The following is a 26777-nucleotide window of genomic DNA, read 5'->3' as shown; positions in this document are numbered from 1 at the left end:
CCAAACAGAAGTGACAATAGCGTGCTAACTGTGACAACATGCTAAACTAAAATGCTTGGGTAAATACCCAGTCACTTACAGATTAAGGCAACTATTATAGCATTAGCCACTTAATATAAAAACAGGCGCATAATAGCACATCGTCATAAAAAACCAGTACCGAAATCTGAACGATACCGTTATGATGCGTCTCATCTTGACGGCATCATTTTGCTTCTTTATATACTAGGTTTGTTTGATGCCATTTTGCTCGTCCAACAGAAGGAATAAATATGACCACCAACGCTGCAACAGACGCCTTACTTCACAAAGGCAGTGGTCTACAAGTCGTGGTCGGTTTGGGACAATCTGGGTTATCAGTTGCGCGCTATTTGGCCAATCAAGGCTATCAGGTTGCTGTTACTGATACTCAGGTAACACCTAGCTTAGCAGATCAACTACCCGCTGAGATTAGTATTCGCCAATTTGGTGCGATTGACGCCGAGCTCTTGCAGCAAGCGGCACGTATTGTTATAAGCCCCGGTATCTCTCTTGCTACCGAAGCCGTCGCCGCTGCTCGCCAAGCGAATATTCCAGTGGTTAGTGACATTCAGCTATTTTGTGAGGCTTGTACCGTACCGATAGTGGCGATTACTGGCTCTAATGCCAAGAGCACCGTGACCACCTTGGTCGGGCAAATGGCCGCGGATGCTAGTGTCAATGTTGGTGTCGGCGGTAATATTGGCGTGCCAGCGCTGACCTTGCTTGATAATCCTGATATGGAGCTGGCAGTGCTTGAGCTGTCGAGCTTTCAGTTAGAGACGGTGACCAATTTGGGTGCGCAAGTGGCGACGGTTCTAAATATGTCACCTGACCATCTAGATCGCCATGGCGATATGCTGGGCTACCATCAAGCCAAACATCGTATCTTTCAGGGTGCTAAGTCCGTGGTTATCAATCGCGAAGACGCATTGACGCGCCCGCTCGTGGCTGATAATTTGCCCAGAGTGAGTACCGGTATACATGCTCCTGATAAAGGTCAATATGGTCTTATTACTACTCCTGAAGGCCAGATTTATCTTGCCCACGGTACAGAAAAACTACTGTCGGCAGATAAACTGTTGATTAAAGGTCGTCATAATCTGCTCAATGCACAGGCAGCCTTGGCATTAGGCGAACTTGCTGGTTTGCCATTGGGCAGTATGTTAAATACCTTACAGCAGTTTACTGGACTTGAGCATCGTTGCCAGTATGTGGCAAATGCTGCAGACATTGATTATTTTAATGATTCAAAAGGCACCAATATCGGCTCAACGATGGCAGCTATCGAAGGGCTGGGCGCAGTCTATGCACCAAAGGATGGTAAACTACTATTGATTTTGGGTGGACAAGGTAAGGGTCAACAGTTTGGTGAATTGACGCCGTTTATCAATCAGTATGTTAGCCAAGTACTGTTTATTGGTGAAGATGCGCCGCTGATTGAACAGCATCTGCGCGCGGCTAAGATAAGCGCCGATGTGGCGTTACATCAATGCCAAACTTTAGAAAATGCCTTTACAACCATTCAACAAGTCACGACAAGCAGCCTATCGCAAGTGCAAGCGGTGCTATTGTCACCTGCTTGTGCCAGCTTTGATCAATATAGTGGCTACGCAGCTCGCGGTGAGCATTTCAGTCAGTTGGTTGGTCAATTAGCAACTGAGTCGTCAGATATGATGACTGCGGAATAAAAGGTTTGGTGATTTAAGCATTTGCATGATAAGTGCTTAGCGAATATCAGCATTTAATAAAGAGCTCATGTATTTAATAAAGAATAAGGGCAATGCAATAGGGTTGCCCTGAATTGACTTTTATGATGCGCGCGCATTTTCTGTATAAATGATTGTTTTGCTTATAGATTGCTGCTACTGTCAATCATAGCCAGTCAGCAACATGAATGGTCAGCTTATTTGCTTAGTAATCTGTCTGGTACTGTCTATTTTCTATTTTTTAAACGGTGGCGTTTAATAGACGCCGTGTTTTTTCGTTCGTTAGTGTATATAAAATTATGGCGCTCTCTTCTCTTTTTCGTTCCTCGTCCCAACCGAAGCAAGCATCTGGCTCAGATGGTATTCTTTCTATGCCGTCAGCACGCGCCATTCTCCTATCGAGTGTTGGCTGTATGTTGGTGCTCAGTTTATTGATGGTGGCTTCCGCTTCTATTCCTTTTGCCCTCAGTCGCGGCATGACAGAGCTGCACTTTTTCAAAAACCAGCTGCTGTATATGATGATCGGTTTGACGGTCGCTACGGTTTCTTATTACAGCGTGTCTTTGCGAACACTATATAAGACTGAAACCCAATTTATCCTATTGGGTATCACTGGCATGCTGCTAGTGGCAACCCTATTCAGTACGCCTATTAACGGCTCCAAGCGTTGGCTGAACCTAGGGGTATTTAATTTTCAGGTGGCAGAGTTGGCCAAGTTGGTGATGATTGTCTTTGTCTCTGATTTTGTGGTGCGTCGCTCTTTTGAAGTTCGTAACGGCTTAGACGGTTTTTTACGGATTATGTGGTGGTGGCACTCATCACCATGCTGCTATTGTCACAGCCTGATTTTGGTTCTTTTGTCGTTATTTTAGGTACCATCTTTGCGATTTTTTATATCGCTGGTGCGCCTTACAAGCACTTTTTAGCACTGGCGCGGCTGCCATCGGTGGTGCGGTATTGATGGTGACGACAGCGCAGTACCGATTGGTACGTGTGATGTCATTTATGGATCCGTTTGATGATGTGCAAGACACGGATTATCAGCTGGCACGCAGTTTGATTGCCTTTGGTCGTGGACAATTTACAGGCGTTGGTTATGGTGAGAGCGTACAAAAACTGTGCATTTGCCTGAGGCACATACTGATTTTCTACTAGCCATTACAGGGGAAGAGTTAGGCTTTGTTGGGGTTACTATGGTACTGGTGCTCGAAGCGCTGATTATCGGTAGCGCGATGCGTATCAGTTATAACGCGCTCAAGCGTCGGCAGATGCGTATGAGTTATACCGCCTTTGGTATCGGTGTGGTGTTCATAGCGCAGACAATTATCAATGCGGCGATGAATATGGGCGCGATTCCAACCAAAGGATTGACCATGCCATTCTTCAGTTATGGCGGCTCTTCGATGTTGATTAGTTTGGTGATGGTTGCGTTATTGCTAAAAATTTATAAAGAAAGCCCTGAAATCGAAAAAAGCCAATGCCGTTATTATTGATAGGTTGAGCATTAGTGATAGGCTCGATGCATCATGACTGGCATTATCCAAAGAAGCGTCGCTAAATAGTGGCGCTTTTTGCTAGCTGGCTTTTATCCACTGTGCATATTTAACTGTTGCTTGCCTTGTAGCGGCGTACTGTCCCATTGAGCAATGGCTTGCTTTAACATACGAGTAGGTGTGTCTCTATCAACGGCTGGTTGCTGTAATAGTTGTAAAGCATCGGCGATAAGTTTACTTGGATCTCGTGTATCAATTGGTTGTGCTAGGTTTTGCTTGGAGAGTTTTTGTCCATCAGCATGACATATCAGTGGCAAGTGATACCAGTGATTGATGGCAGGCAAGCGTGCGGCATCCATGATGCTGATTTGCGCTGTCGTCATGGTTAGGATATCTAGACCGCGCATAATATGTGTCACCTGTTGCAGTCCATCATCAAGGCTGGCAGCCAAAATATAATTGATCATACCATCTTGGCGACGCACCACCATATCACCCAATGTCTGCTGAGGATTATCCCACTGCAATCCTTGAATACCGTCGTTAAAACCAATCTTATAATTCGGTAGCTGTATGCGTAGCTTATGTTGCTCTCTATCAAGGTCAGCGCTGACGCAGCAGCGTGGATAGCGCTTCCTGTTTGGTTGCAATGGCTTAGCATCATAAGCTGGGCTCAGCTCTTCTTGCGCCCAGTATTGCTCTAAATCTTTACGCGAGCACTGACAACCATAAGTGAGCGGATGCAGGGCTGAGTGTAGATAATCATTATAAATATCAATACGCTCAGATTGATAAATGATATCACCGTCCCAGTACAATCCAAGCGCTTCCAAATCAATCAAGATTTGCTCAGTAAATTGCTGATCACAGCGTTCGGTATCAGTGTCTTCAATACGCAGTAGCCATTTACCACCAATGGATTTTATATGGCAAAAGCTGGCAAGCGCGGTCGTCAATGAGCCAAGATGCAGTTCACCAGTCGGTGAGGGAGCAAAACGACCAATTGGCTGTACTGGTATGATTGGAGTGGGCATAGGAATAAGGTTAGTTTTCAAAGTAGGAAATTATCGGTAAAAAAGGTAGAAGATAGAATAATAAATATATCCGTAAAAAGATATTTGTGAAATGAGTCTGTTTTGTTAGCAAATCAATATAAGCAAGCTTAAAGCTCTGTATCAGCCATGATTCATTGACTAAAAACCAGCCAGCTAAAACGCAATAAGCGACCTATTTTGGTCGCTTATGCTTGCATTCTACTATTGAGATGAGTTGTAACTCGTTTAAGCGCCTTGATTTTGGCGTTCTTTAATCTCAGACAGGTTTTACAATCGATACATTGGGTAGCTGTTGGGCGTGCTTCGAGACGACGCAAACCAATCTCTACGCCACAAGTTTCACAAAATCCATAATCATCATTTTCAATTTCTGACATAGATTTATCAATTTTGCGAATGAGCTTACGTTCACGGTCACGCGTACGCAATGCGAGGGCAAACTCTTCTTCTTGGGTGGCGCGATCATTAATATCTGGCATAGCACTGGACTCGTCTTGGATATAAGTCTTGGTGCGATCCGCTTCGCCAATCAGTTGGCTCTTCCAATCCAATAATATAGCCTTAAAGTGCTCTAACTGCGCATCAGACATGTACTCTTCGTCTTTGGCAGGCACATAAGGAGTAAACTTAGCTTCACTTGGATTCGTGGTCAGGGTGCTCATATGGGTATCCTACTTTTTTCAAATTAATTCAATAAAACGACGTATCAAAAGACAAGACGCTATCAATGTCATAAACGCTATAATTTGTCCCTTTATAAAACGTTTTACCACTTGGTAACACAAGTAACACAGCGGATCTAATAGTACAGTTATCTGATATGCTCAAAGCAATCTATCAATGGTCAGGTATATGGTTATGCATATTTTTATTTAAATAGCGTTGTCTTAATAATGCGACAAATCACTGACTGTGAAGACTTAGCTGTGATCGATTTAGCCATCCTAGCTATTATAATTCTACCTAATACCAGATACTAGGCAGTCCTCATTTCGTTTTATACGTTGTATCATTGTTTCTGACAATAATGAAGTAATTTTTCATCATCATGTCGTTTTTACCGTGCCAGTCATTGTATTCTGAACTCAGAAATATCAGTCAATAGCTTGCGATATAAGGGCTCACATCAGTATGGCTGCCAATAAATCTGGGCGTCAAGTATCCAGTCTTTCTACCCAGCTTGCAACCTTTCCATTGTTGGCTAATTGCAACCAACGGTAACCGGGCGGGACGCTTTTATCATAGGAGAAATCATTCTCATAAGGCTTGAACTGGTAGCAAGTAGATGGCGTGCTATAGACCGTGACTCCTTGACGATGGCGAACCTGCTCTTGGTGCGTATGACCACTGATAATGACCTTGAGATGGTCAAATCCTAACAGGCGCTGCCAAAAGGCCTCACTATTCTCTGCCATATGCGTGTCAATCCAGTCAGAGTCTACGGGAATGACATGATGATGTAGAGCAATCAGCGCAGGCTTATCACAGGCTCCGAGTCTTTCGTATAACCAGTCAATATCGGTAGGCGTTATCTCGCCCGCGACTTTGCCCGTGATGGATGAGTCTAATAACAACAGCTGCCAACGATCAGTCTCAATGACATGCCGGCTTAGCAAGCGCGGGTCGGCAGGTTGAGCAATCAGTTCGCGCTCAAAGAAGGGCAAGTCACTGCCTATCTCATCCGTCACATCATGATTGCCTGCGATGCAAGCAAAAGGAATATGGGTGGCTTGCAATACCTCAAAAATATGATCGTAAATAGCGGGTTTGACTTCATTGACTAAGTCGCCAGTCACGATAATCAAATCGCAGCGAATGTCGCTACTCAATGCTTGCTGTAGTACTGTTTCAAAGCACTGCTGACAGACAGTGGCTTCGCTATTGTTAGTATCGCCATCAACACTAGAAGAAACGGGCGTTGATAAATGCAAATCTGTGATTTGTAGTATGTTTACCTGTTCATCTGGTGTGCTAATGTTATTAACAGGATAGCTTAGCATTGGGTCAGTCCCTCATCGAATCGAAACAAGTGATGCTGTTAAAACGAATGATAAATAAATGTCCTGCATCGAGTAGACTAATGAGTTTTGGTCTGACCAATATGTTTTTTGGCTTGACGCCGCTAGTATGTCGATGGTATTAGGGCAAGTTTATAACATAAAGTCAATGAAAGCTCTATCATATTGATGAAATAAAGTTGGATAAGAGGATAAAAAAACCAGCGACTTTATGTGTATGATAATGTGTCTAACGGCGCGCTGACCAAATTTTTGCAGTGCTGAGCTTTGAGAAAATCAGCGCGATAAAAAATAAAATGGCTAATATTAATACGATAGCAAGTCCTGTCTGAATATCTAGCCAGATGCTGCCCCAAACGCCTAGTGTCACGCCAAGCTGTGCGATCAGTAGCGATATAACGACCATTTGTTTTGGCGATGATGACCATAAACGTGCCGTCAATGCTGGTAATACCAATAAACCGCTGATTAGTAAACTACCAACCGCTTGCAGGGCAATCGCACAAAATCCCGCCAATACGCCCATGAAGAACAGCCGCTGGCGTGTCGGATGAACACTTTGAATACGCGCCAGTGCTTCATGAGTGGCAAGCTTAATTTGTGCAGGCCATATATACATGAGTAGACCGAGCCCTACCAGCACGCTACCAGCAAGTAAGGGCAAGTCTGCCCAATCAAGCTCTAGCAAATTACCAAACAAAAACCCCAGTACGTTTGCTTGTTGGTCAGTCAACTGGGTCAAAGCCAATAAACCTAAGCATAACAAAGACACCGCCACGACCGCCAAAACCGCATCGACAGGCAGGCGCTCATCATCGATTAATACCAGCCCTAGCACTACCATGACGCTGACCAAGGCAATGCCAATGCCCATAGGTAATTGCCACCATACTGCTAAAGCCACGCCAAGCAAGGTACCATGTGCTAAAGCATCAGCAAAAAAGGCCATGCGTCGCCACAAGACTAAGCAACCTAAAGGCGCTGATAGTAACGCTAAAATACTGCCAGCGATCCAAGCGGGGGCAATGATGGCTAACCAAGCAGTCATAATAAATATCCGTAAAAGTTTTTATAAAGCTCGATATGTGTTTGATGCATCAAGCTTCGACATATTTTATATTTGTGAATGTTCAACGCGCCTTAATGATTATAGTTCGCTTGGGGCGTGATGCTCACAGGCATGTGGTTGATGCACATAAGGCTGCTCATAATGATGCCCAAATAGCTTTTGAAACTCACTACTAATGGCAAGCTCGCTTGGTTGTCCCTCACAGCAAATATGCTTGTTAAGACAAATCACGCGTCGACTGCCTTTCATGACCCAATGCAGATCATGCGATACCACCAGCATGGCACAACGCAAAAACTCTGGCAGCTCATCAATAAACTGATAGAGCCAAACCTCAGTATCAGGGTCCAGTCCTTGCATCGGCTCATCTAAAATCAATAAGTTGGGTTTGTCTAACAATGCGCGCGCGAGCAAGACCCTTTGTGTCTCACCACCCGACAGGTGCAGCATTTGTCGCGATAGTAAGTGCGTCAATGACAAGTTATCGAAGATAAATTGACGCTGCTCAGACGTTAAGCGCCTTTTATCCGCTTGTGCCAATAAATCGCAGACTCGTAATGGCAATATCGGCGGTACAGCAAAGCGCTGCGGCACATAGCCAAGCTGTAACTTTTGATGAGAGTTAATGTGCCCTTTAGTTGGCTCAATCAATCCCAAAATAAGTTTGACCAACGTTGACTTACCAGCGCCATTGGGTCCAATAAGACTGACTGTTTCATTAACCGCAATGTCAATATCAATATGTGAGAGTAAGCGTTGATGCCCTATATCGTAGCTGATATTGCTTAGGCTCAGCAGTTTACTCGCATTATTAATGGTGTTGCCATCAACAGCGGAAAAGTTCGGTTGATTAGACGGTGAGGTAGACAGGCTCATAGTATGACAACCAATAAGTGAATGAGTAATACAAATAAAAAGTGGATGACAAAGACTTATGCTTCAGTGGTTGAGGTGTGTTACTGGCACGCTTGGCAACGACCACTCAGCTCAATCACACTGCGTTCCACAATAAAGCCAACATCTTGCTCAGCAAAACTCATCATTTCCTGTACGGGCACACTGCTACATTCTTGTACACGCTGACACTGACCGCAGATTAAAAATGCTGCGGTATGCTGGGCGCGTGGGTGACAGCAGGGCACATAAGCATTGATAGAGGTCAATTGATGTATCAAGCCTTCACTCAATAGAAACTCCAGGCTGCGATAGACAGTGGGTGGCGCGACATTTTTTGGCGATTGTTTTTTAGAGCTAAGCGCTTTAGATGAAGCTTTCATTGGGTGCTGTTGCGAGTTAAGCGCTTCGCTGCTGTCATTGTTATTAGGCTCTGATAAGCGCATTTGCTGCAATTGCGTGATCAAATCATATGCACCGATAGGCTTATTGGCTGCCAATACCAATTGATATATTTGCTGGCGCAATGGGGTAAAGCGTGCACCATTCAGGCGACATTGTTCTTTTGCTGCCATTAGGCGCTCGGTCACGTCATGCGGCGTAAAGTCCTGCACATCATGTAAATGTTCGCAGACTGATAAACTGGTGGACATGGTGCAAGCTCCTACGAAAAAAAATGGCACTGTTATTATAGTAATTTACAATGTTATAGTATAACATACTAAAAATAAGAGCAGATAAATGATCTTGGCTTATTTATTGATACCTTGATGATCACTCAGATACAACGGCAATAACGTCTAAATGGTTTCCACTTATATTTTATCTTTCATACATTAAAGAATCTATTATGAACTCAGTTCTCAAATATTTTTAAGCTCAACCATTATACTACAGCGATGGCTCATTACGGGCATAGTTGCATTAGGCATCTTTACTGTGAGTGCACAAGCGGCAACAGTCAGCGTGAGTAACTACCCACTGTTTTATTGAGTCAAGCAGTGACTGAAGGTTCACCGCCCGCCAAGCAGTTATTGCAGGCCGGGGAGGTAGGTCATCATGGCAGTATCAGCCCAGGCGATATTAAAGCCATTCAGGACAGTAAATTTGTCGTGTGGTTTGGTGAGCCATTAGAAAATAACTTGGCGGCAAGCCTTAATACCGCCCCCAATGCGATTGCCTTATTTGAATTTGATGCCTTTAATCGTCATCCGCTACGTGACGTTCAAGGCAAGCCTGTTGCTGGCACCTTGGATCCACATATATGGCTTGATCCCGATAATGCCAAAGCCATGACTCGTGCCCTTGCCGTGATTCATAGCCATGCCAATCCGCAATATAAAGCACTTTATCAGGCCAATGCGCAAAAATTTGCTCAGCGAATGGATAGGGGAGTGGCATCTTTCGTAAAACAAGCTAAAGGCAAGCAGCAAACCCAGCCTTATTGGGCCTATCATGATGCTTATCAATACATCGAATCCAGCACAAACCTAAAGCTTGTTGGCAGTTTAAGCACTGACCACCATTTGGCACCACGAGCCAGCCAAATACGCTGGCTAAATGAGAAGCGTCCAGCCAGCAAATGTGTCTGGTTAGCCCAAGTCACCAGCCAAAGGTCTACTCGCTAAGTTACAGCCTGTAAAAACCACTGTGCAACCTGAAGATATGAGCAATAGTAAAGACTTTGTGAGTGGTTGGCACGATGGCACAGCAAATCTATCAATGTATATCGTAGAATAACTGATTAACCATAGTGGCTTGCAACGCTTTGGCAGCCATTATGTAGTCATACTTGGGTGTTTCCATTGGTCAGTAACTATGATGTCTATGAGTGATTCAGCTAGGTCACTGATAAAAGGTATATTTTCTTGCTTAACGGTGGTATGCCCCTTATAATAAGTGGCGTTTTATTTTGGTTAAAAGGTAACACCTGTAGAGTGAGCCGTTCACGGATAAAAGTGTCGCGACGATGTTATATGCCACCTTATCCCAATGCTGTAAGGCTATAGGATTGCATTACCGATGACCAAGCCTGCCAAACGCACACAAAAAGATAAAATTGGCATCTATATCAAACGCCAAGCGTGGATATTATTTATCCTTATTATTATTGCTTGGGCTTTAGATATCAGTTGGCTACATAGTGAGCTTACTGTCGCAAAAAGCGCCGCTATTGGTGCGCTACTCAGTTTCGCTACCCAAGCTGTATTTGCTTTTTTTATCTTTTGGTACACTGGATATCGCGCGCGCCAACATATCGTTAGCCAGCTATATCGAGGTCAAATGGCCAAATGGCTATTGACTGTGTTTGGTTTTGCACTAATTTTTATTACCGTACAACCCCTATCTGCGCCTGCGCTGTTTATTGGTTTTATGGTAATGCAAATTAGTCACAGTTGGATGTTGTGGCATATACGCTAGCATTAATAGACGATGACTATATCAATAGTTGAGTGCTTAATAGTGCTAGGCAAGTCACCCTGCCGTCCAGCTTCTCTATGACTGATTTCATAAGAAAGTCAAAACATACAAAACTGTCTAAAGACAGCGCCAATGATTATAAAGACTGTGATATGAGCGTTTAAATGAGTATAGCGTGTGATAATGGAGTCGATAGCCAATTATTAGCTATCAGTATTGCCTCTAATTAAATTCTTACAATTTAATTAATCACGCAAAGCTATGTTAGTAAACGTTAATAGTAGCTAACTTATTCATACAGTGCATAAAAAAGTCATAATTGACTTTACACGAATACAACGCTGCATTAATATAGGCAGCTAAATATTTTGCTTATGAACGCTGTATTAAGCGTCGATCGTGGAAACGCGGAGTAAGTAAGAATATAATAATTTATTTCGCGTACATATACAAGGGCTATTACTGAATCATCATAAGCCCTTTTTTGATAGCTAAAATTTATCTTAAGTTATCAAATTGCGCACTAGTAATAGAACTATGGGTTGGATGTTATTGATTACATGAGCGCTTTAGCATGGTTCCATCGGCTTGCTAGCAGGTCAAATAGGATCGTTAATACCTCATCAGATGACAACCATATTTTTGGTAGTTGATTAAATCGTTGATTAATAAGAAGCTGACATTATGGCAGGCGAGCAAACAACAACAGACTATATCTCTCACCACTTAACGAACTGGACGTACGGCTATCTGCCGGGCGAAGGCTGGAAAGTTGCCTATACTGCTGAAGAAGCTAGTGCAATGGGCTTTAAAGCCATCCACCTTGATTCTATGCTTTGGTCAATTGGTCTAGGCATTGTTTTCTGCGCCATCTTCTGGATGGTCGCTAGAAAAGTCACTTCAGGCGTGCCGGGTAAAACTCAGGCTGCGGTTGAGATGATCGTTGAGTTCGTTGATAACAACGTTCGTGATTCGTATAGTGGTACCTCAAAGCTGATTGCGCCTTTGGCGCTGACTATCTTTGTATGGATATTCTTAATGAACTTGATGGATTTACTACCCGTCGATTTTATTCCTATGATTGCTGGCCAAATCGGCGCAATGATGGGACATGATCCACATCATGTGTTCTTTAAGATCGTTCCAACGACGGATCCTAATATTACGCTTGGCATGTCTTTTTCTGTCTTTATACTTATTCTGTTCTATAGTATCAAAGAAAAAGGTTTGGGCGGCTTTGTTGGCGAGCTAACACTGCATCCATTTAGTGCCAAAAACCCTATCGTACAAATTATTTTAATACCCATCAACTTTATCTTAGAGTTTGTTACTTTGATAGCGAAACCTATCTCTTTAGGTCTGCGTCTATTCGGTAACATGTATGCTGGTGAGTTGATTTTCATACTGATTGCTCTAATGCCGTTTTGGATTCAATGGGCGTTATCAGTACCGTGGGCTATTTTCCACATCTTAATTATTACACTTCAAGCGTTCGTATTTATGATGCTGACGATAGTTTATATGTCACTTGCATCATCAACTGAACATTAATTAGACATTCAATAGGTAAATGAGGATACATCCATGGATCCAGTATTAGGTGGTTACACAGTTATCGCAGTAGCACTACTTATCGGTTTAGGTGCACTAGGTACAGGTATTGGTTTTGCTATTGGTGGTAAATTTCTAGAAGGCGTTGCGCGTCAGCCAGAACTTGGTTCACAGCTGCAAACTCGTATGTTCATCGTAGCAGGTCTTCTTGATGCTATTCCGATGATCGGTGTTGGTATTGCTATGCTATTGTTGTTCGCTAACCCTCTAGCAGGTTAATCAGAAAGCTCAGTTGTAAATGTTTGGTAGTCAAAGTTTGTATCTTAACCATAGCCAAAGTTTGGCTATCAAATATGATCAATGAAACTGATTTTTCATTAACAAAGAGGTGATCACGTGAATATCAATTCTACCCTCATCGGTCAAGCCATTGCTTTTGCAATCTTTGTGATGTTCTGCATGAAATTCGTGTGGCCACCACTTATTGGTGCCATCAATGAGCGTCAGCGTAAAATTGCTGAAGGCCTGAATGCCGCAGAAAAAGCAAAAGCAGATCTGGCGACCGCTGAGCAAGACGTCCAGCAGGAGCTTGATCTTGCAAAGACCAAAGCTGCTGCTTTAATCGAGCAAGCGAACAAGAGTGCCAACCAGCTTGTCGAAGATGCAAAAATGCAGGCCCAAGTGGAAGGCGAGCGCATTCGTCAACAAGCGCAAGCGTCTATCGACCAAGAAATCAATCAAGCGCGTGAATCATTACGTGCCCAAGTTGCTGAACTGGCTGTACTTGGTGCAGAAAAGATTTTGCAAGACAAAGTCGATGTGCAAAAACATGCCAGTATGTTAGACCAACTGGCGGCAAAGCTGTAACTGTGAGGATATAATGGCTGACTTATCAACCTTAGCACGACCCTACGCTAAAGCCGCGTTTGACTATGCCAACGAAAACGGGGCCGTAAACGAGTGGGAAAATTTCTTGTTTGTCGCCAGTGCAATTGTCAATGACAAAGCGTTCCGTACATGGCTAGAAAATCCAGCCGTTACGGCTGAGCATAAGTCAGCTGCTTTGGTTGATCTTTATGACTCACAAGTGGCTGGTGATAGCGACTCTGCTTTTAAACAGCTACTAGGCGAGAGCAAAGGCTCTCGTTATGGTAATAGTATTAGCTATCCTAAAGTGTCACCAGCGCTCAATAATTTTATTAAGCAGTTGGCGCAGCAAGAGCGTCTGGCGCTGCTTCCTGAAGTTTATGAGCATTATCGCCGCCACAAGGCAATAAGCTTAAAGCAGCTTGATGCTTACGTGACCTCTGCCTATCCATTGACTGACGCTCAGCGTGAAATGCTTCAAACGCGCCTTGCTGCATCGTTAAATGCTAGTGTGGTGATTCATGAGTCGGTCGATCCAAGTCTATTGGCAGGCGCTACCATCAAAGTCGGTGACAAAATCATTGATGATTCGATGCGCGGCAAGTTACAACAGTTAAAAACACAGCTAACTGCCTAATGCCATTTACCAGCGCAGTCATCTATAATCTGCGTGAAAGTAAGAGCATTTAAGTCAGTGGGCGGGTTATCATAAATTAAAGGAAACAAGGCAATGCAACAATTGAATCCAGCGGAAATCAGTAACATGATTAAGCAGCGTATTCAAGACCTTGATGCGGTGCAACTGCAAAGAATGAAGGCACGATTGTCAAAGTATCTGACGGTATCGTGCAGATTCATGGTCTTGAAGATGCCATGTACGGCGAAATGATTGAGTTTTGAAGGCGAAATCTATGGAATGGCGCTTAACTTAGAGCGTGATTCTGTCGGCGCGGTAGTACTTGGTGATTACCTAAAGCTGCAAGAAGGTCAAAAAGCCTATGTACTGGTCGTATTCTTGAAGTACCAGAGGTCCTGAGCTGCTAGGCCGTGTTGTTGACGCCTTGGGAATCCTATTGATGGCAAAGGTCCTATCGATGCCAAAATGACTGATAAAGTCGAAAAAATCGCCCCAGGCGTTATTGATCGTCAGTCAGTAGATCAACCAGTAATGACGGGTTATAAAGCCGTTGATACTATGATTCCAATTGGTCGTGGTCAGCGTGAGCTTATCATTGGTGACCGTCAGACGGGTAAAACCGCGATGGCTATCGATGCGATCATCGCGCAGAAATCATCTGGTATCAAGTGTGTATACGTCGCAATCGGTCAGAAACGTTCTACCATTGCAAACGTCGTACGCAAGCTTGAGCAAACTGGTGCCCTTGAATATACGACTGTCGTCGTCGCTTCAGCGTCAGAACCAGCAGCACTACAGTATATCGCACCGTATTCAGGTTGTACGATGGGCGAATACTTCCGTGACCGCGGTGAAGACGCACTGATTGTATTTGATGACTTATCAAAACAAGCCGTTGCTTATCGTCAAATTTCACTATTGCTACGTCGTCCGCCAGGTCGTGAAGCGTATCCTGGTGATGTATTCTATTTACATTCACGTTTACTTGAGCGTGCATCACGCGTAAACGCGGCGTACGTAGAAAAGTTCACTAACGGTGAAGTGGTTGGTAAAACTGGTTCTTTAACCGCACTGCCAATTATTGAAACCCAAGCTGGTGACGTCTGCATTCGTACCGACTAACGTGATTTCAATCACCGATGGTCAGATTTTCTTAGAATCAAGCCTATTCAACTCAGGTATCCGTCCAGCAGTTAACGCTGGTATCTCGGTATCTCGTGTTGGTGGTGCAGCTCAGACTAAGATCATCAAGAAGCTATCTGGTGGTATCCGTACTGCACTGGCTCAGTATCGTGAACTGGCTGCCTTTGCTCAGTTTGCATCAGATCTTGATGATGCGACTCGCGAACAGCTTGATCATGGTGAGCGTGTAACTGAATTGATGAAGCAGAAGCAGTATCAGCCGATGTCTATCTCTGAGCAAGCCGCAGTTATCTATGCATCGAATGAAGGCTTTTTAGCGGACGTTCCTGTCGAAAAAATCGGTTCTTTTGAAGAAGCTTACTTACGCTATATGCATGATGAGCAAAGTGAATTGATGCGTGAGATTGATGATACTGCGAATTATAATGATGATATCGCAGGTCGTTTGAAGTCATCTTTAGAGACCTTTAAGCAAAATCACAGTTATTAATTTAACGGGTTAAGCCGAATTGGTTAAGGCTGTCTTTGATGGCTAATAAAGTGGCGCATTGTCTTGTATTTTTTATTAAGACAGTAGCGCCACTGTTCTAACCATTGACGGTATTAGATCGCGTCATGCACAAAATATATAACATTAATTTGTTAAATCGATGTTATATACTAAATAATTGTCGCATGCGCCAATGCTTTTTAACCCTCTTATATTGGAATCATTATGGCAAGCTTAAAAGAGATACGTGCCAAAGTCACCAGTATTAAAAGCACCCAAAAATTACTCGTGCTATGCAAATGGTTGCGGCAAGTAAAATGCGCCGTGCCCAAGAGCGCATGGAAGTGGGTCGCCCGTATGCTGATAGTATGCGCCGGGTTATTTCACATTTGGTGCATGCCTCATCAGACTATAAACATCCGTATATGGTCTCGCGTCCAGTCAATAAGGTTGGCTATATTGTCATTACCTCTGATCGCGGTCTGGCGGGTGGTTTGAATATTAACTTATTCAAAGCTTTATCTAAGAGTATCCAGCAGTATCAAGATCAATCTGTACAAACTGAGTTTGCAGTCATTGGCGCTAAAGGTGTGAGTTTTTTCAAAAACTTTGGTGGTAAAGTGACCTCGGCAGTAACCGATTATGGTGATAAGCCAACGTTTGAGCAGATAAACGCACCGGTTCAAGCGATGCTTGACGATTATACTAACGGTAAAATAGACCGCATCTATGTGGTTTATAATAAGTTTGTTAATGCGATGACCCAAAAGCCGACTGTCAATCAGTTGGTACCTTTACCAGACAGTGCGTTTGGTGAAGAGAGCGGCATTCAAACAGAACTGAGCTGGGATTATATCTACGAGCCTGATATCAAAACATTGATTGATGAGTTGCTTGGCCGCTATATTGAGTCGATTGTGTATCAAGCGGTAATGGAAAACATTGCCTCTGAGCAGTCCTCACGTATGGTTGCAATGAAAGCGGCGACAGATAATGCTGGTGACCTAATTAACGATTTACAGTTGGTTTATAACAAGCTGCGTCAAGCGGCGATTACCCGAGAAATCTCGGAAATCGTTGGCGGTGCTGCTGCTGTTTCATAATTGAAACCCCTTATGAAACCCACTATATACAGAAGTTCAAGGAGAACGCAATGAGTAGCGGTCGTATTGTACAGATTATTGGCGCGGTTCTTGACGTTGAGTTCAACCGTAGTGAAGTTCCTCAGATTTATGATGCCTTGCAAGTAGATGGTACTGAAACCACCCTAGAAGTACAGCAACAACTAGGTGATGGCATCGTCCGTACTATCGCAATGGGTTCAACTGAAGGCCTAAAGCGTAACTTAACAGTCACTAACACTGGTGCGCCTATTGCTGTGCCTGTTGGTATTGGTACGCTTGGCCGTATCATGGATGTTCTTGGTCGTCCTATCGATGAAGAAGGTCCTGTAGAAGCTGACGAAAAATGGTCTATCCACCGTGAAGCGCCAAGCTACGCGGATCAGTCAAACAGCACTGAGCTGTTAAACTGGTATTAAAGTTATCGATCTACTTTGCCCGTTTGCTAAAGGTGGTAAAGTTGGTCTGTTTGGTGGTGCTGGTGTTGGTAAAACCGTTAACATGATGGAGCTGATCAACAACATCGCTCTAAAACATGAAGGTTTGTCAGTATTTGCTGGTGTTGGTGAGCGTACTCGTGAAGGTAACGATTTCTATCACGAAATGCAAGAAGCTGGCGTTGTAAACACTGAAGACTTTAGTAAATCTAAAGTTGCCATGGTATACGGCCAGATGAATGAGCCACCGGGTAACCGCTTGCGTGTTGCGTTGTCTGGTTTGACCATGGCTGAATACTTCCGTGATACGAAAGATCCTGCCACTGGCAAAGGTCGTGACGTATTGCTGTTTGTTGATAACATCTACCGTTATACACTAGCCGGTACTGAAGTATCAGCACTACTTGGTCGTATGCCATCTGCGGTTGGTTATCAGCCAACACTTGCTGAAGAGATGGGTATGCTACAAGAGCGTATTACCTCAACTCAGTCTGGCTCTATCACCTCAGTTCAAGCAGTATATGTCCCTGCGGATGATTTGACGGATCCATCACCAGCAACGACGTTTGCGCATTTGGATGCCACGGTTGTATTGAGTCGTGATATTGCTTCACAAGGTATCTATCCTGCGGTTGATCCGCTAGATTCAACCTCGCGTCAGCTAGATCCATTAGTCATTGGCGAAGAGCATTACAACGTTGCTCGTGGCGTGCAAGAAATTTTACAGCGCTATCGTGAGCTAAAAGACATCATCGCTATCTTGGGTATGGATGAGTTATCAGAAGAAGATAAACTAGTCGTTTATCGTTCGCGTAAGATTCAGCGCTTCTTGTCACAGCCATTCCACGTTGCTGAAGTCTTTACTGGCGCACCTGGTAAATATGTACCACTACGCGATACCATTGCTAGCTTTAAAGCAATCATCGCGGGTGAATACGATGACCTACCAGAGCAAGCGTTCTATATGGCTGGTGGCATCGACGAAGTTGTTGCTAAAGCAAAAAAATGTCTTGCAGCGTAAGTTGTGTTAGCATTTGCTAAAGGGCAGATAGACCATAAGAAGTCTATTTGCCAGTTAGTAACGCCTCGCAGTTTTGATGTTTTGATCGTAAGGAGTTAAGTATGGCAACGTTACAATGTCGCGTCGTAAGTGCTCGTGAAGAGTTGTATTCAGGCGAAATTAGCATGTTAATAGCTACTGGTACCGAAGGCGAGATTGGTGTATTGCCAGGTCACACACCGCTTATTACTTTGTTAAAACCGGGTGCGATGCGAGTGCAAACACCAAACGGTGAAGAAGAAGTGATTTATGTATCAGGCGGTGTTTTAGAAGTACAGCCGAAGATGGTTACCGTATTGGCTGATACAGCGATGCGTGCACATAACCTTGATGAAAGCAAAATTGTCGAAGCACGTAAAAAGGCTGAGCAGATGCTGGTTAATCAATCGGATACTGTACAAACTAATGCAGCTTTAGCATCATTAGCAGAGTCTGTGGCACAGCTACAGACTATCCGTAAGTACAAAACCGCGCTTAATTTTTTGTGGAAAATTTTAGAGTTTCCTTTTGACTCTTACCACAGACATAAAAAACAGTCCATTATGGGCTGTTTTTTATGTCTATTATTTAATATTCTATGCTTTTTGATCGAGGATAAATACACGATTTATGATGCAATTTCGAGCTCAACAGCCAGTTTTGTTATATATGAGTGTTAACTAACTATGCATACATGAACTATGCATTTACTAAACATGTATCTACTAATCATGTATCGAATGATAATAAATAATACTGGGATAATAGATGAAAAGTCACTGGCAGCAAAGGTGATATCTCGCTATATTAGACGTAACAGGAATACAAGTATCGTTATCAATCAAGTATTTTATCGCTGTGCGCTACATTAAGATTGGCTACTTATAGAAATTCAGGTGAGGAAAGGGTCGTAAAAAAACATTTCACTTGCTATTATTTGTATAAAGCTCATAATTTTTGGACGTAAACTAAAGTTTTAATGGGTATAGTTTATAGGTTTTGTTAACGACTATAAGCTATAGTATAGGAAGCTGTATGTTTAATAGTATACTGTGCTACCAAGTTTGTAACAGCTATACCAACATCAATTGTGCCACTTAATGGTGCTATTAATTTTACCGCTCTTACTTTTACTGCTTTTAAATGAGATGTATTAGAGGATATAACAATGACAACGAATGAAGAAGACAACACCCCCCGAATTTTGATTGTTGAGGATGATGAGCGTCTGGCCATGTTGACTCAAGATTACTTGGTCAAAAATGGTTTAGAAGTCGCTATCGAAACCGATGGTAATCGTGCTATTCGTCGCATCGTCAGTGAACAACCAGATTTGGTCGTACTTGATGTCATGCTTCCTGGTAGCGATGGACTGACGGTATGTCGTGAAGTACGCCCGCATTATCAGAATCCTATTTTGATGCTGACTGCGCGTACTGAAGATATGGATCAGGTACTGGGTCTTGAGATGGGTGCTGATGATTATGTCGCTAAACCTGCTCAGCCACGTGTCTTGCTAGCACGTATTCGTGCGTTATTACGTCGCTCAGAAAATGCCCCATCAGAAGATGTACCACAGCGCCTAGAATTTGGTGAACTGGTCATCGACAATGGCGGTCGTTCAGTGAATTTAGGTGATGAGTTGGTTGATTTCACCAGCGCTGAATATGACTTATTATGGTTGCTTGCTTCTAATGCGGGTCGAATTCTTTCGCGTGAAGATATCTTTGAGCGTCTACGTGGTATTGAATATGACGGTCAAGATCGTTCAATTGACGTTCGTATCTCACGCATTCGTCCAAAAATCGGTGATGATCCAGAAAATCCAAAACGTATCAAAACCGTTCGTAGTAAAGGGTATTTGTTCGTTAAAGAAGGCAACTAAGTCAATTTTGCTCCGGCAACGGCTTATTGCTCAATAGCGTGGCCAAAGAAACCAGCAACTAGGCTGGTTTTTTTGTGGCTAAATTTTAATTTTTGAACTTAAATACAGCGTTATGTGGTTTAATTAAGCAATTATTGTGGGTGCTGCCTAAATGTACATGAGGTAAATGGATTTTAGGTGATGCTCAGTTATAAATTAAAATACAGCAGCCAGAATGGTTTTTTATTCAACAGTGTTTGATATCATTTATCACGCAGCGCTTGTTTGCTGAATGATGTCGGCAGTTTTTATTCATTAAGTTGGTTACGGCACGTATGTCATTAGTCTCTTCTTTAAAACACAGTATCTTTGTTCGTATTTATGCTGGGCTACTCATTTGTGTGTGGCATTATTTGCTCAACTGTTGATGGATACCATCAACAAAGAGCGCGTCCAATCCTACCGTGAAAACATGGCAACAGGGGCTTTTCATCTGGTGAGTGAAGGTATCGCTCATCAGGAAAGTGAAGAACAGCGTGAATATTGGTTGTCTGATGCCAGTAGTTTATTTGGCTCAGAATTCAAAGTTTTGCCTATTGATGAAGTAGACTTTAATGCCAGTGAACTGCGGCGTTTTGAAAATGGCAATACGGTCGTTCGTTATACCGAGCAACCTGTCTATGCCGATGTGTATTATCGTCTACCAGACAATCAAAGTGTTTTGACCGCCAGAATATCGCAAGTGACTGAGCAGCAAGTACGGGCAATCGCTGTGTTTTTATTGGATGATTTGTCTTACTATGTGACGTTATCTGACAAGCGTGCCCGTTTGGCTGAACTGGAAAAAAAGTTTTTCTTTCCTTTAGAGTTTAAAGCCGTCAATACACTGGATTTAGATACCGATCAGCTTGCACGATTACGCCGAGATGAAGTGGTTATTTCCTTACAAGATACCAATAGCAGTAAAAGTAATTCGGCTATTAGAGTAGTGGTGCCTTCTGAAATCAATGACATGGCGATATTGATTGGTCCGGTGCCATTATTCAATTGGTTCCCACTTAATCTGATTATTAGTATGATTCTTATCAGCATGTTTTTAATCAGCTTAGGCGTGTATGCGTTGATTTTTCCACTTGAGCGTAAATTGCAGTTGATTCAGGTTGGCGTCAATGAGGTGAGTAAAGGTAATCTTGAAAGCCAAGTTCAAGTCATTGGGCAGGATGAAATTGCCCGTTTAGCCGCGACTTTTAATGCCATGACCTCGCATATCAAGCGCCTTATTGAGTCGCAGCGAGAATTAACGCGAGCGGTATCACATGAGCTTCGCACACCGGTGGCTCGTATCCGTTTTGCCGTTGATATGCTGGCTGATACGGATGACGAAGACTCGCGTTTTATGCAGCGTGATTTTATTGATGAAGATATCGAAGCGCTTAATGGCTTGATGAGATTTTGACTTACGCCAAGTTAGAAGAAGGCTCGCCAAAGCTGGATTTAGAACCAGTTAATCTTAGGGAGTTATTGGAGCAGATTGAGCGTGAAACCAATGCCTTGGGTAAGCCTATCAAAATAGTAACCAAGCTGCCGAATGCTAAAGTAACCGCTGTCGCAGATAGGCGTTATTTACACCGTGTTTCAAAATTTGGCGGGCAATGCCTTACGTTATGCAGAGACCACGATTATCATTAGTGCTGGCGTCAGAAAGGGCAATGCTTTTGTTAGTGTTGAGGACGATGGTCATGGTATTCCAGAAGCAGATCGCGAAAAGGTTTTTATTCCATTTTCACGCTTAGATGACAGTCGCACACGCGCCTCAGGCGGCTATGGTTTAGGCTTGTCTATTGTATCGCGCATTGCCTTTTTAATGGTAGTATGAAAGTCGATGAGAGCCGAGAGCTTGGCGGTGCACGATTTGTCATGACGTGGCCTATCAAGCCACTGACACAAATTTTGGCTGCTGATGAACTGACGCAAGAAAAAAGCGAGCGTGGTTTTGAAGATAAATAATGCCATTGCACCAGATTGTCATTATTTTTTAGTATAAAAATAGCGGCATCAATTAAGCAGTGTGTGACAAATAAACTTGCTCAATTTCTAAGGAGTGTTCTCAATCTCATGTTTAGAATGAATACACCTTAGATAGAATTTTCGGTTAATTTTTATTATTAACGGTTTGAAGATAGCTTTAAATCAGAGGAGGGCAAAGGATGCCATATTTATTTGGTGGTTTGGTGGTACTAAATGCAATAACGTTGGGCTACTACTTATTCTTGCAGCAGCCATCGACGACGCAAACGTTGACAGCAGCGCAAGAAAATATTACTCAGCCATTAGCGTTTACGAATAGCGCCAAATATATTCCACCTATCATTGGAAACAAGGACTAGGTGTTATAAAACTAAATAGTCGCAGCGAATTGTTTTGACCATTTATTAGCTTTAGTGATGAACAGTTCAGCAGCTATCAGTCCTCTTTGTTCCATGTCTTGTCATTAAAGATAGGCGTTTTTTGTGTATCGGCTGCCATGGTTGTATCTCCAGCAACCTTGGAAAGTAGGGGAATACGCACACACACTTGTAAACCCCCGTCGGGATGGTTAATGGCTTCTACCGTCCCATGATGCAATCTGGCAATACGATCGACAATCGCTAAACCTAAACCACTGCCTTGTGTGGTACGTGCTGTCTCTCCGCGTTCAAAAGGCTGCATAATACGTTCTAATTGATCTTCTGCAACGCCATCACCACAGTCACGCACACATATCAGCAATTGTTCTTGCGCTTCTCTATTGACGACATTTTCACTGACGACATCGCTATCTTCTTCTTCAATGGTTTCTATAAAAGTTGGCACAACAGTCGCTGATAGGTAAATGGGCGGTTTGCCATAACGCTTGGCATTATTGACCAGATTGATCACAAGGCGTTTGATAGACATGGGGCGCACAGGAACCACTTTGTGACACTCTGATTGATAGATGAACTCCATTGGTGCAAATTGCACCATGATCTCATTAAAGATGGTATCCAAATTGGTTAGGCTGACTGGCTCATCGGAGCCATCTTTCATAAACGAGATAAACTGCTCTAAAATGGCATCCATGTCTTCAATATCATAAATTAATCCCTCTCGGAAAAAGTCATCAGGTAGCATCTCAGCAGTCAAACGCATACGAGTTAAAGGTGTTCGCAGATCATGCGAGATACCAGCAAGCATAATTGTACGCTCTTTTTGTGCTTGATTTAACGTCGTGAATAGACGATTGAATGCCATGTTGACCTGACGTATCTCCGTAGGTCCTTTTTGTGTTGGCAACGTAGTGGCATGACCGAGGCGAATATAGTTGGTCGCGGCACGCTGCAAATATCGTAGCGGACGATTTAATTGCCGCGCCAGTAGAATAATGGTCAGCAGCGATAAAATAGGCAATCCAATGAGAAACAGCACCAACAATGCTGGACTATATTGTGAATAATAAACCACGGGTTCACGAATCCAAAAGCTGTCATCACGGCTGTCTTGCACCCAAAGCTGCGGTGTCGGTTTGAATTTAAAATAAACCTCGACAGGTCGACCCAATTGCGCACCGATTTCGCGTTGTAATACATCAGTGAAGACGCCGACAAAGGCTTTATCAGACACTGCTGGAAAGTCATTAGGGTTATTCACTACCACGACATGCGAGTGTTGATAAATCCATTGGCGTACTTCAGGACGATTTTTCCAGTCTTTGTTGACACTATTCATCAACTGCAGCTCGCTCGTCAAGTAACGCGCATGGTTTTTAAGCTCGGGTAAATATAGACTGCGCCAAAAAAACAGAATCGACAAGCTGACACTGATAAGAACAATGAAAGAGACCATCAAGGTTGTCAGCCAAGTGTTGGAGTAAGAGCGCGTGAACCGCCCTTTGCGACGTGGTTGCGATTTTGGTGTGGTCATATGGATCCAACATATTAAAAGATGCTTTATTGAGTTTAGTGTAAAAATGGTGCTTTTTTGTCGTTCAAAACAACGTGCCATACTTATGAGTAGCGTAATAGCTAATACTCTTGAACGATGACACAATTCAGTAGGCGATAGCATCATTCACTCGCTGACTATGTTATAGAGTAGCATAATCAATGAATGACACGGATGGCTTTAAAACAGTAGGCAACAATTGAATACTCAAATTTGTACTAATATAGTACTGAGTAATATAGCGCTGAATAATACAGCAACGAGCCACTTGGACATGATGTAGAGGCAGTATCTTCAGTTAAAAATTAGTGATGATCAATTGTATTTTACATCGACGGGCATTTAAGCTATTGTTAATAAATAATTAAATAAGCGCAGTTTATGTTTCAATAAATCAAGACTGTGATATAATTATGCCCTTTTTGGTATACCTGCGAAAGAGAGAATTCACATGGTTGTTATTCGTTTAGCACGGGGCGGTGCCAAGAAACGCCCATTTTATCAAGTAGTTGTTGCTGATCAACGCCGCGCGCGTGACGGTCGCTATATTGAAAACATCGGCTTTTTTAACCCACTCGCTAAAGAGTCTGAAGAAGCAGTACGCCTAAATATGGAAGCGTACAATGCGTGGATCGCAAAAGGTGCACAACCTTCAGATCGCGTTGCTTCATTAGCAAAAGCTTTCAACAAGTCTGTCGCGCAAACTGAAGCAACTGCTTAAGTTTTGTGGTCACTGAGACGCTGATAGCTCGTCTATAAGCAGTCTCGATAGACTTTAGTAAAAAACATAGCGTAACTGGTCTAACTAGGTACGCCATTAATTGTTTATCGCTTTTAACTGCGTTTATCGTTTTTAATTGCTTTTTATTTATCTTCGCTGTGTTCATCATTGTTAGGTTAGCCGTTATGTCTTCTGCTCCAAACGCTAGTGCCCTTATGAAAATTGGTCAGCTCAAAAAGCCTTATGGCATCAAAGGTTGGCTTTGGGTATTTAGTGAGACAGATGATCGTACGGCGATATTTGACATTAAACCTTGGTGGATGAAAACCGCTACCGGCATGAAGCCTTTAACCGTTAAGGCTTGGCGTGAGCAAGGCACAGGAATTGTGGCTCAGTTTGAGCAGATTCCTGATCGCAATGTTGCTGAGACTATGAACGGGGTAACTCTTTGGGTCGAGCAAGACATCTTGCCAGAACCCGCTGAAGATGAATATTACTGGTCGGATTTGGTCAGCCTGCGCGTTGTAAATGAGCAGGATGAGTATCTAGGCGACATTACTGAGATGTTTGAGACTGGCGCTCACGCTATTATGCGGGTTGCGGCAAACTCAGACAGCTTAGATGCCGATGAGCGCCTGATTCCATGGCACAAGCAAACTGTAGTACAGGTCAGTCTGACTGAAAAAACAGTGCTAGTGGCATGGCCGAGTGATTATTGATAATAGTTTTAACTTTGCGGTTAAGCTTTATCAGTAATAACACCGATTTATTTAGCCAATATTAGCCACTGCGCAAGTAGACACCTAATGTATTTTGCCGTTATTAGTATTTTTGAGATGTTTGCCACGATTCGTGAGTTTGGAATCACGGGTCGAGCAGTCACTCAGAAACAAGTGACGATTGAATGCATTAATCCGCGTGATTTTACCAGTGATAATTATCGCCGTATTGATGAACGTCCGTATGGTGGCGGTCCTGGCATGGTGATGATGGCTGAGCCATTATCTCAAGCGATTGAGGATGCGCGCCTGCGAGCAAGTCAGCATGGCTGCCGTGTCGACAAAGCGCACTGTCCGGTGATTTATATGTCGCCACAAGGACAGACGCTGAGTGAGAGTAGTGTGGTCGATATGACTGAGTATGACGGCATGATTATATTATGTGGTCGTTACGAAGGTATTGATGAGCGCCTACTATCGCAATATGTTGACATGGAAATATCGCTTGGTGATTACGTACTTACCGGTGGTGAGCTGCCAGCAATGGTGCTAATGGATAGTGTGATACGTCGTCTGCCTGATATTATGGGTGATGATAAGTCAGCTGAGCAAGACTCGTTCGTCGATGGCTTGATTGTCCACATTATACTAAGCCGCATGAGTTTGCGGGTATGGCAGTGCCTGAAGTGTTACTTTCAGGTCACCATGCCAATATTGCGAAGTGGCGCTTTAGTCAGCAAGTCGAACGTACGCAAGCGCGTCGTCCAGACTTATGGCAAGCGTTTACGCCAACGGTAGAGCAAGCAAAGTGGCTAAAAGCATTGGCGAAAGCAGATAAAAAACAGCGTTGATAGCGGCTAAAAAGATAAACAGTTAAGCAACAGAATTTTGAGCAACAACAAAACGAGTCATAGCATAATGGCCGTTTGTCATAACCCACTTACGTTGTGTCTCATTAAAAAGATACGATCCATTATTACAAACAGGTGATATGCGTCAAGCCTCTATTATCTAATGTGAGGAGATAACTCTCATGAGCAACAAGCATCCATTGGTTCAGGTCATCGAAAATGCTCAATTGATTGAGCGCCCAAGCTTTGCACCCGGCGATACCGTTGTGGTTCAAGTAAAAGTACGTGAAGGTGAGCGTGAGCGTTTACAGGCTTTTGAAGGCGTTGTAATTGCTAAACGTAACCGCGGTTTAAACTCAGCGTTTACCGTACGTAAAATCTCAAGCGGTGTTGGCGTTGAGCGTGCATTCCAATTGCATTCACCAATCATCGATAGCATCGAAGTGAAACGCCGTGGTGCTGTTCGCCGTGCGAAACTATACTACTTACGTGAGCGCTCTGGTAAATCAGCACGTATCCGCGAGAAGCTTGCTCCGCGTGCACCTAAAGCTGTTAAGCCAAAAGCTAACGCTTAGATTATATCCAGTATCTGCTTTTAAGCATTGTGCTTAATATCGCTTTATTGCTGAACCGTCTATTATGCGATTCGGCAATAGTGAAAAGCCAGATACAAGCCCTTATTCATAGGTTTCATATA

18 protein-coding genes and 8 pseudogenes are annotated in these 26777 nt (G+C 43.3%); 19 read left to right on the top strand and 7 right to left on the bottom strand.

Annotated features, from left to right (window positions below; genetic code table 11):
- Positions 1–272: 272 nt before the first annotated feature.
- Positions 273–1709: a UDP-N-acetylmuramoyl-L-alanine--D-glutamate ligase gene (murD, locus tag G7Y90_RS02410; protein ID WP_109591962.1), complete on the top strand. Its 1437-nt coding sequence runs from the start codon at positions 273–275 to the stop codon at positions 1707–1709.
- A 317-nt stretch (positions 1710–2026) separates the two neighbouring features.
- A pseudogene (locus G7Y90_RS18795) lies at positions 2027–3220 on the top strand (FtsW/RodA/SpoVE family cell cycle protein).
- 92 nt (positions 3221–3312) lie between these two features.
- Here the strand turns inward: G7Y90_RS18795 and gluQRS are convergent.
- The 6 genes and pseudogenes from gluQRS to G7Y90_RS02360 all read right to left on the bottom strand — a co-directional run bounded on the left by gluQRS (position 3313) and on the right by G7Y90_RS02360 (position 8909).
- A complete protein-coding gene (gluQRS, locus tag G7Y90_RS02385; protein ID WP_109591960.1) occupies positions 3313–4254 on the bottom strand; it encodes a tRNA glutamyl-Q(34) synthetase GluQRS in 942 nt (313 codons plus the stop codon).
- 246 nt (positions 4255–4500) lie between these two features.
- Positions 4501–4937: pseudogene (dksA, locus tag G7Y90_RS02380) on the bottom strand (RNA polymerase-binding protein DksA).
- A 492-nt stretch (positions 4938–5429) separates the two neighbouring features.
- Complete coding sequence (locus tag G7Y90_RS02375; protein WP_201560614.1) at positions 5430–6275, bottom strand: metallophosphoesterase; 846 nt, start codon at positions 6273–6275, stop codon at positions 5430–5432.
- A 247-nt stretch (positions 6276–6522) separates the two neighbouring features.
- The gene (locus G7Y90_RS02370) at positions 6523–7341 is read right to left on the bottom strand and encodes a metal ABC transporter permease (protein WP_201560615.1); all 819 of its coding nucleotides are present in this window, start codon (positions 7339–7341) and stop codon (positions 6523–6525) included.
- Positions 7342–7440: 99 nt separating this feature from the next.
- Positions 7441–8238, bottom strand: a complete 798-nt coding sequence (locus G7Y90_RS02365) for a metal ABC transporter ATP-binding protein (protein WP_201560616.1) — start codon at positions 8236–8238, stop codon at positions 7441–7443.
- Positions 8239–8318: 80 nt separating this feature from the next.
- Positions 8319–8909: a Fur family transcriptional regulator gene (locus G7Y90_RS02360; protein ID WP_250163276.1), complete on the bottom strand. Its 591-nt coding sequence runs from the start codon at positions 8907–8909 to the stop codon at positions 8319–8321.
- A 348-nt stretch (positions 8910–9257) separates the two neighbouring features.
- On the opposite strand from G7Y90_RS02360, the gene G7Y90_RS02355 reads away from it, so the two are divergent.
- The 13 genes and pseudogenes from G7Y90_RS02355 (at position 9258) to G7Y90_RS02295 (ending at position 22213) form a co-directional block, all read left to right on the top strand.
- The gene (locus G7Y90_RS02355; RefSeq protein ID WP_250163275.1) at positions 9258–9884 is read left to right on the top strand and encodes a metal ABC transporter solute-binding protein, Zn/Mn family; all 627 of its coding nucleotides are present in this window, start codon (positions 9258–9260) and stop codon (positions 9882–9884) included.
- A gap of 394 nt (positions 9885–10278) precedes the next feature.
- Positions 10279–10677, top strand: coding sequence for an ATP synthase subunit I (locus G7Y90_RS02350; protein ID WP_201560619.1), 399 nt, complete (start codon positions 10279–10281; stop codon positions 10675–10677).
- 684 nt (positions 10678–11361) lie between these two features.
- Entirely contained in the window at positions 11362–12228 is an 867-nt protein-coding gene (gene atpB, locus G7Y90_RS02345; protein WP_055125357.1) for a F0F1 ATP synthase subunit A, read from the top strand.
- 33 nt (positions 12229–12261) lie between these two features.
- Complete coding sequence (gene atpE, locus G7Y90_RS02340) at positions 12262–12507, top strand: F0F1 ATP synthase subunit C (protein WP_250163274.1); 246 nt, start codon at positions 12262–12264, stop codon at positions 12505–12507.
- Between the two features lie 117 nt (positions 12508–12624).
- Positions 12625–13095, top strand: coding sequence for a F0F1 ATP synthase subunit B (locus G7Y90_RS02335; RefSeq protein WP_045452424.1), 471 nt, complete (start codon positions 12625–12627; stop codon positions 13093–13095).
- A gap of 13 nt (positions 13096–13108) precedes the next feature.
- Positions 13109–13732: a F0F1 ATP synthase subunit delta gene (locus tag G7Y90_RS02330; protein ID WP_045445877.1), complete on the top strand. Its 624-nt coding sequence runs from the start codon at positions 13109–13111 to the stop codon at positions 13730–13732.
- Between the two features lie 93 nt (positions 13733–13825).
- Positions 13826–15365, top strand: a pseudogene (gene atpA / locus G7Y90_RS18790) (F0F1 ATP synthase subunit alpha).
- A gap of 225 nt (positions 15366–15590) precedes the next feature.
- Positions 15591–16468: pseudogene (gene atpG, locus G7Y90_RS02320) on the top strand (F0F1 ATP synthase subunit gamma).
- A 50-nt stretch (positions 16469–16518) separates the two neighbouring features.
- Positions 16519–17944 (top strand): annotated as a pseudogene (atpD, locus tag G7Y90_RS02315) (F0F1 ATP synthase subunit beta).
- A 101-nt stretch (positions 17945–18045) separates the two neighbouring features.
- Positions 18046–18450 (top strand): annotated as a pseudogene (locus tag G7Y90_RS02310) (F0F1 ATP synthase subunit epsilon); the annotation flags it as partial.
- Positions 18451–19130: 680 nt separating this feature from the next.
- A complete protein-coding gene (locus G7Y90_RS02305; RefSeq protein ID WP_045445894.1) occupies positions 19131–19847 on the top strand; it encodes a response regulator in 717 nt (238 codons plus the stop codon).
- 314 nt (positions 19848–20161) lie between these two features.
- Positions 20162–21833 (top strand): annotated as a pseudogene (locus G7Y90_RS02300) (ATP-binding protein).
- Between the two features lie 200 nt (positions 21834–22033).
- Positions 22034–22213, top strand: coding sequence for a hypothetical protein (locus G7Y90_RS02295; RefSeq protein ID WP_045445897.1), 180 nt, complete (start codon positions 22034–22036; stop codon positions 22211–22213).
- Between the two features lie 76 nt (positions 22214–22289).
- On the opposite strand, the gene G7Y90_RS02290 is transcribed toward G7Y90_RS02295, so the two are convergent.
- A complete protein-coding gene (locus G7Y90_RS02290; RefSeq protein WP_250163273.1) occupies positions 22290–23768 on the bottom strand; it encodes an ATP-binding protein in 1479 nt (492 codons plus the stop codon).
- A 472-nt stretch (positions 23769–24240) separates the two neighbouring features.
- Here G7Y90_RS02290 and rpsP point away from each other — a divergent pair, with 472 nt between their 5' ends.
- The 4 genes and pseudogenes from rpsP (at position 24241) to rplS (ending at position 26655) form a co-directional block, all read left to right on the top strand.
- Positions 24241–24510, top strand: a complete 270-nt coding sequence (gene rpsP / locus G7Y90_RS02285) for a 30S ribosomal protein S16 (protein ID WP_045445900.1) — start codon at positions 24241–24243, stop codon at positions 24508–24510.
- 185 nt (positions 24511–24695) lie between these two features.
- On the top strand, positions 24696–25229 hold the full coding sequence (rimM, locus tag G7Y90_RS02280; protein ID WP_045445903.1) for a ribosome maturation factor RimM: 534 nt from the start codon (positions 24696–24698) through the stop codon (positions 25227–25229).
- Between the two features lie 87 nt (positions 25230–25316).
- Positions 25317–26080: pseudogene (gene trmD, locus G7Y90_RS02275) on the top strand (tRNA (guanosine(37)-N1)-methyltransferase TrmD).
- 182 nt (positions 26081–26262) lie between these two features.
- The gene (rplS, locus tag G7Y90_RS02270; protein ID WP_045445905.1) at positions 26263–26655 is read left to right on the top strand and encodes a 50S ribosomal protein L19; all 393 of its coding nucleotides are present in this window, start codon (positions 26263–26265) and stop codon (positions 26653–26655) included.
- Positions 26656–26777 lie beyond the last annotated feature (122 nt).

Origin of the sequence: Psychrobacter sp. WY6, assembly GCF_018448495.1 — a bacterium.
Classification (GTDB): Bacteria; Pseudomonadota; Gammaproteobacteria; order Pseudomonadales; family Moraxellaceae; genus Psychrobacter.
Note: the sequence above shows the minus strand (reverse complement) of the source record. Positions and strands in the feature narration are given on the sequence as shown.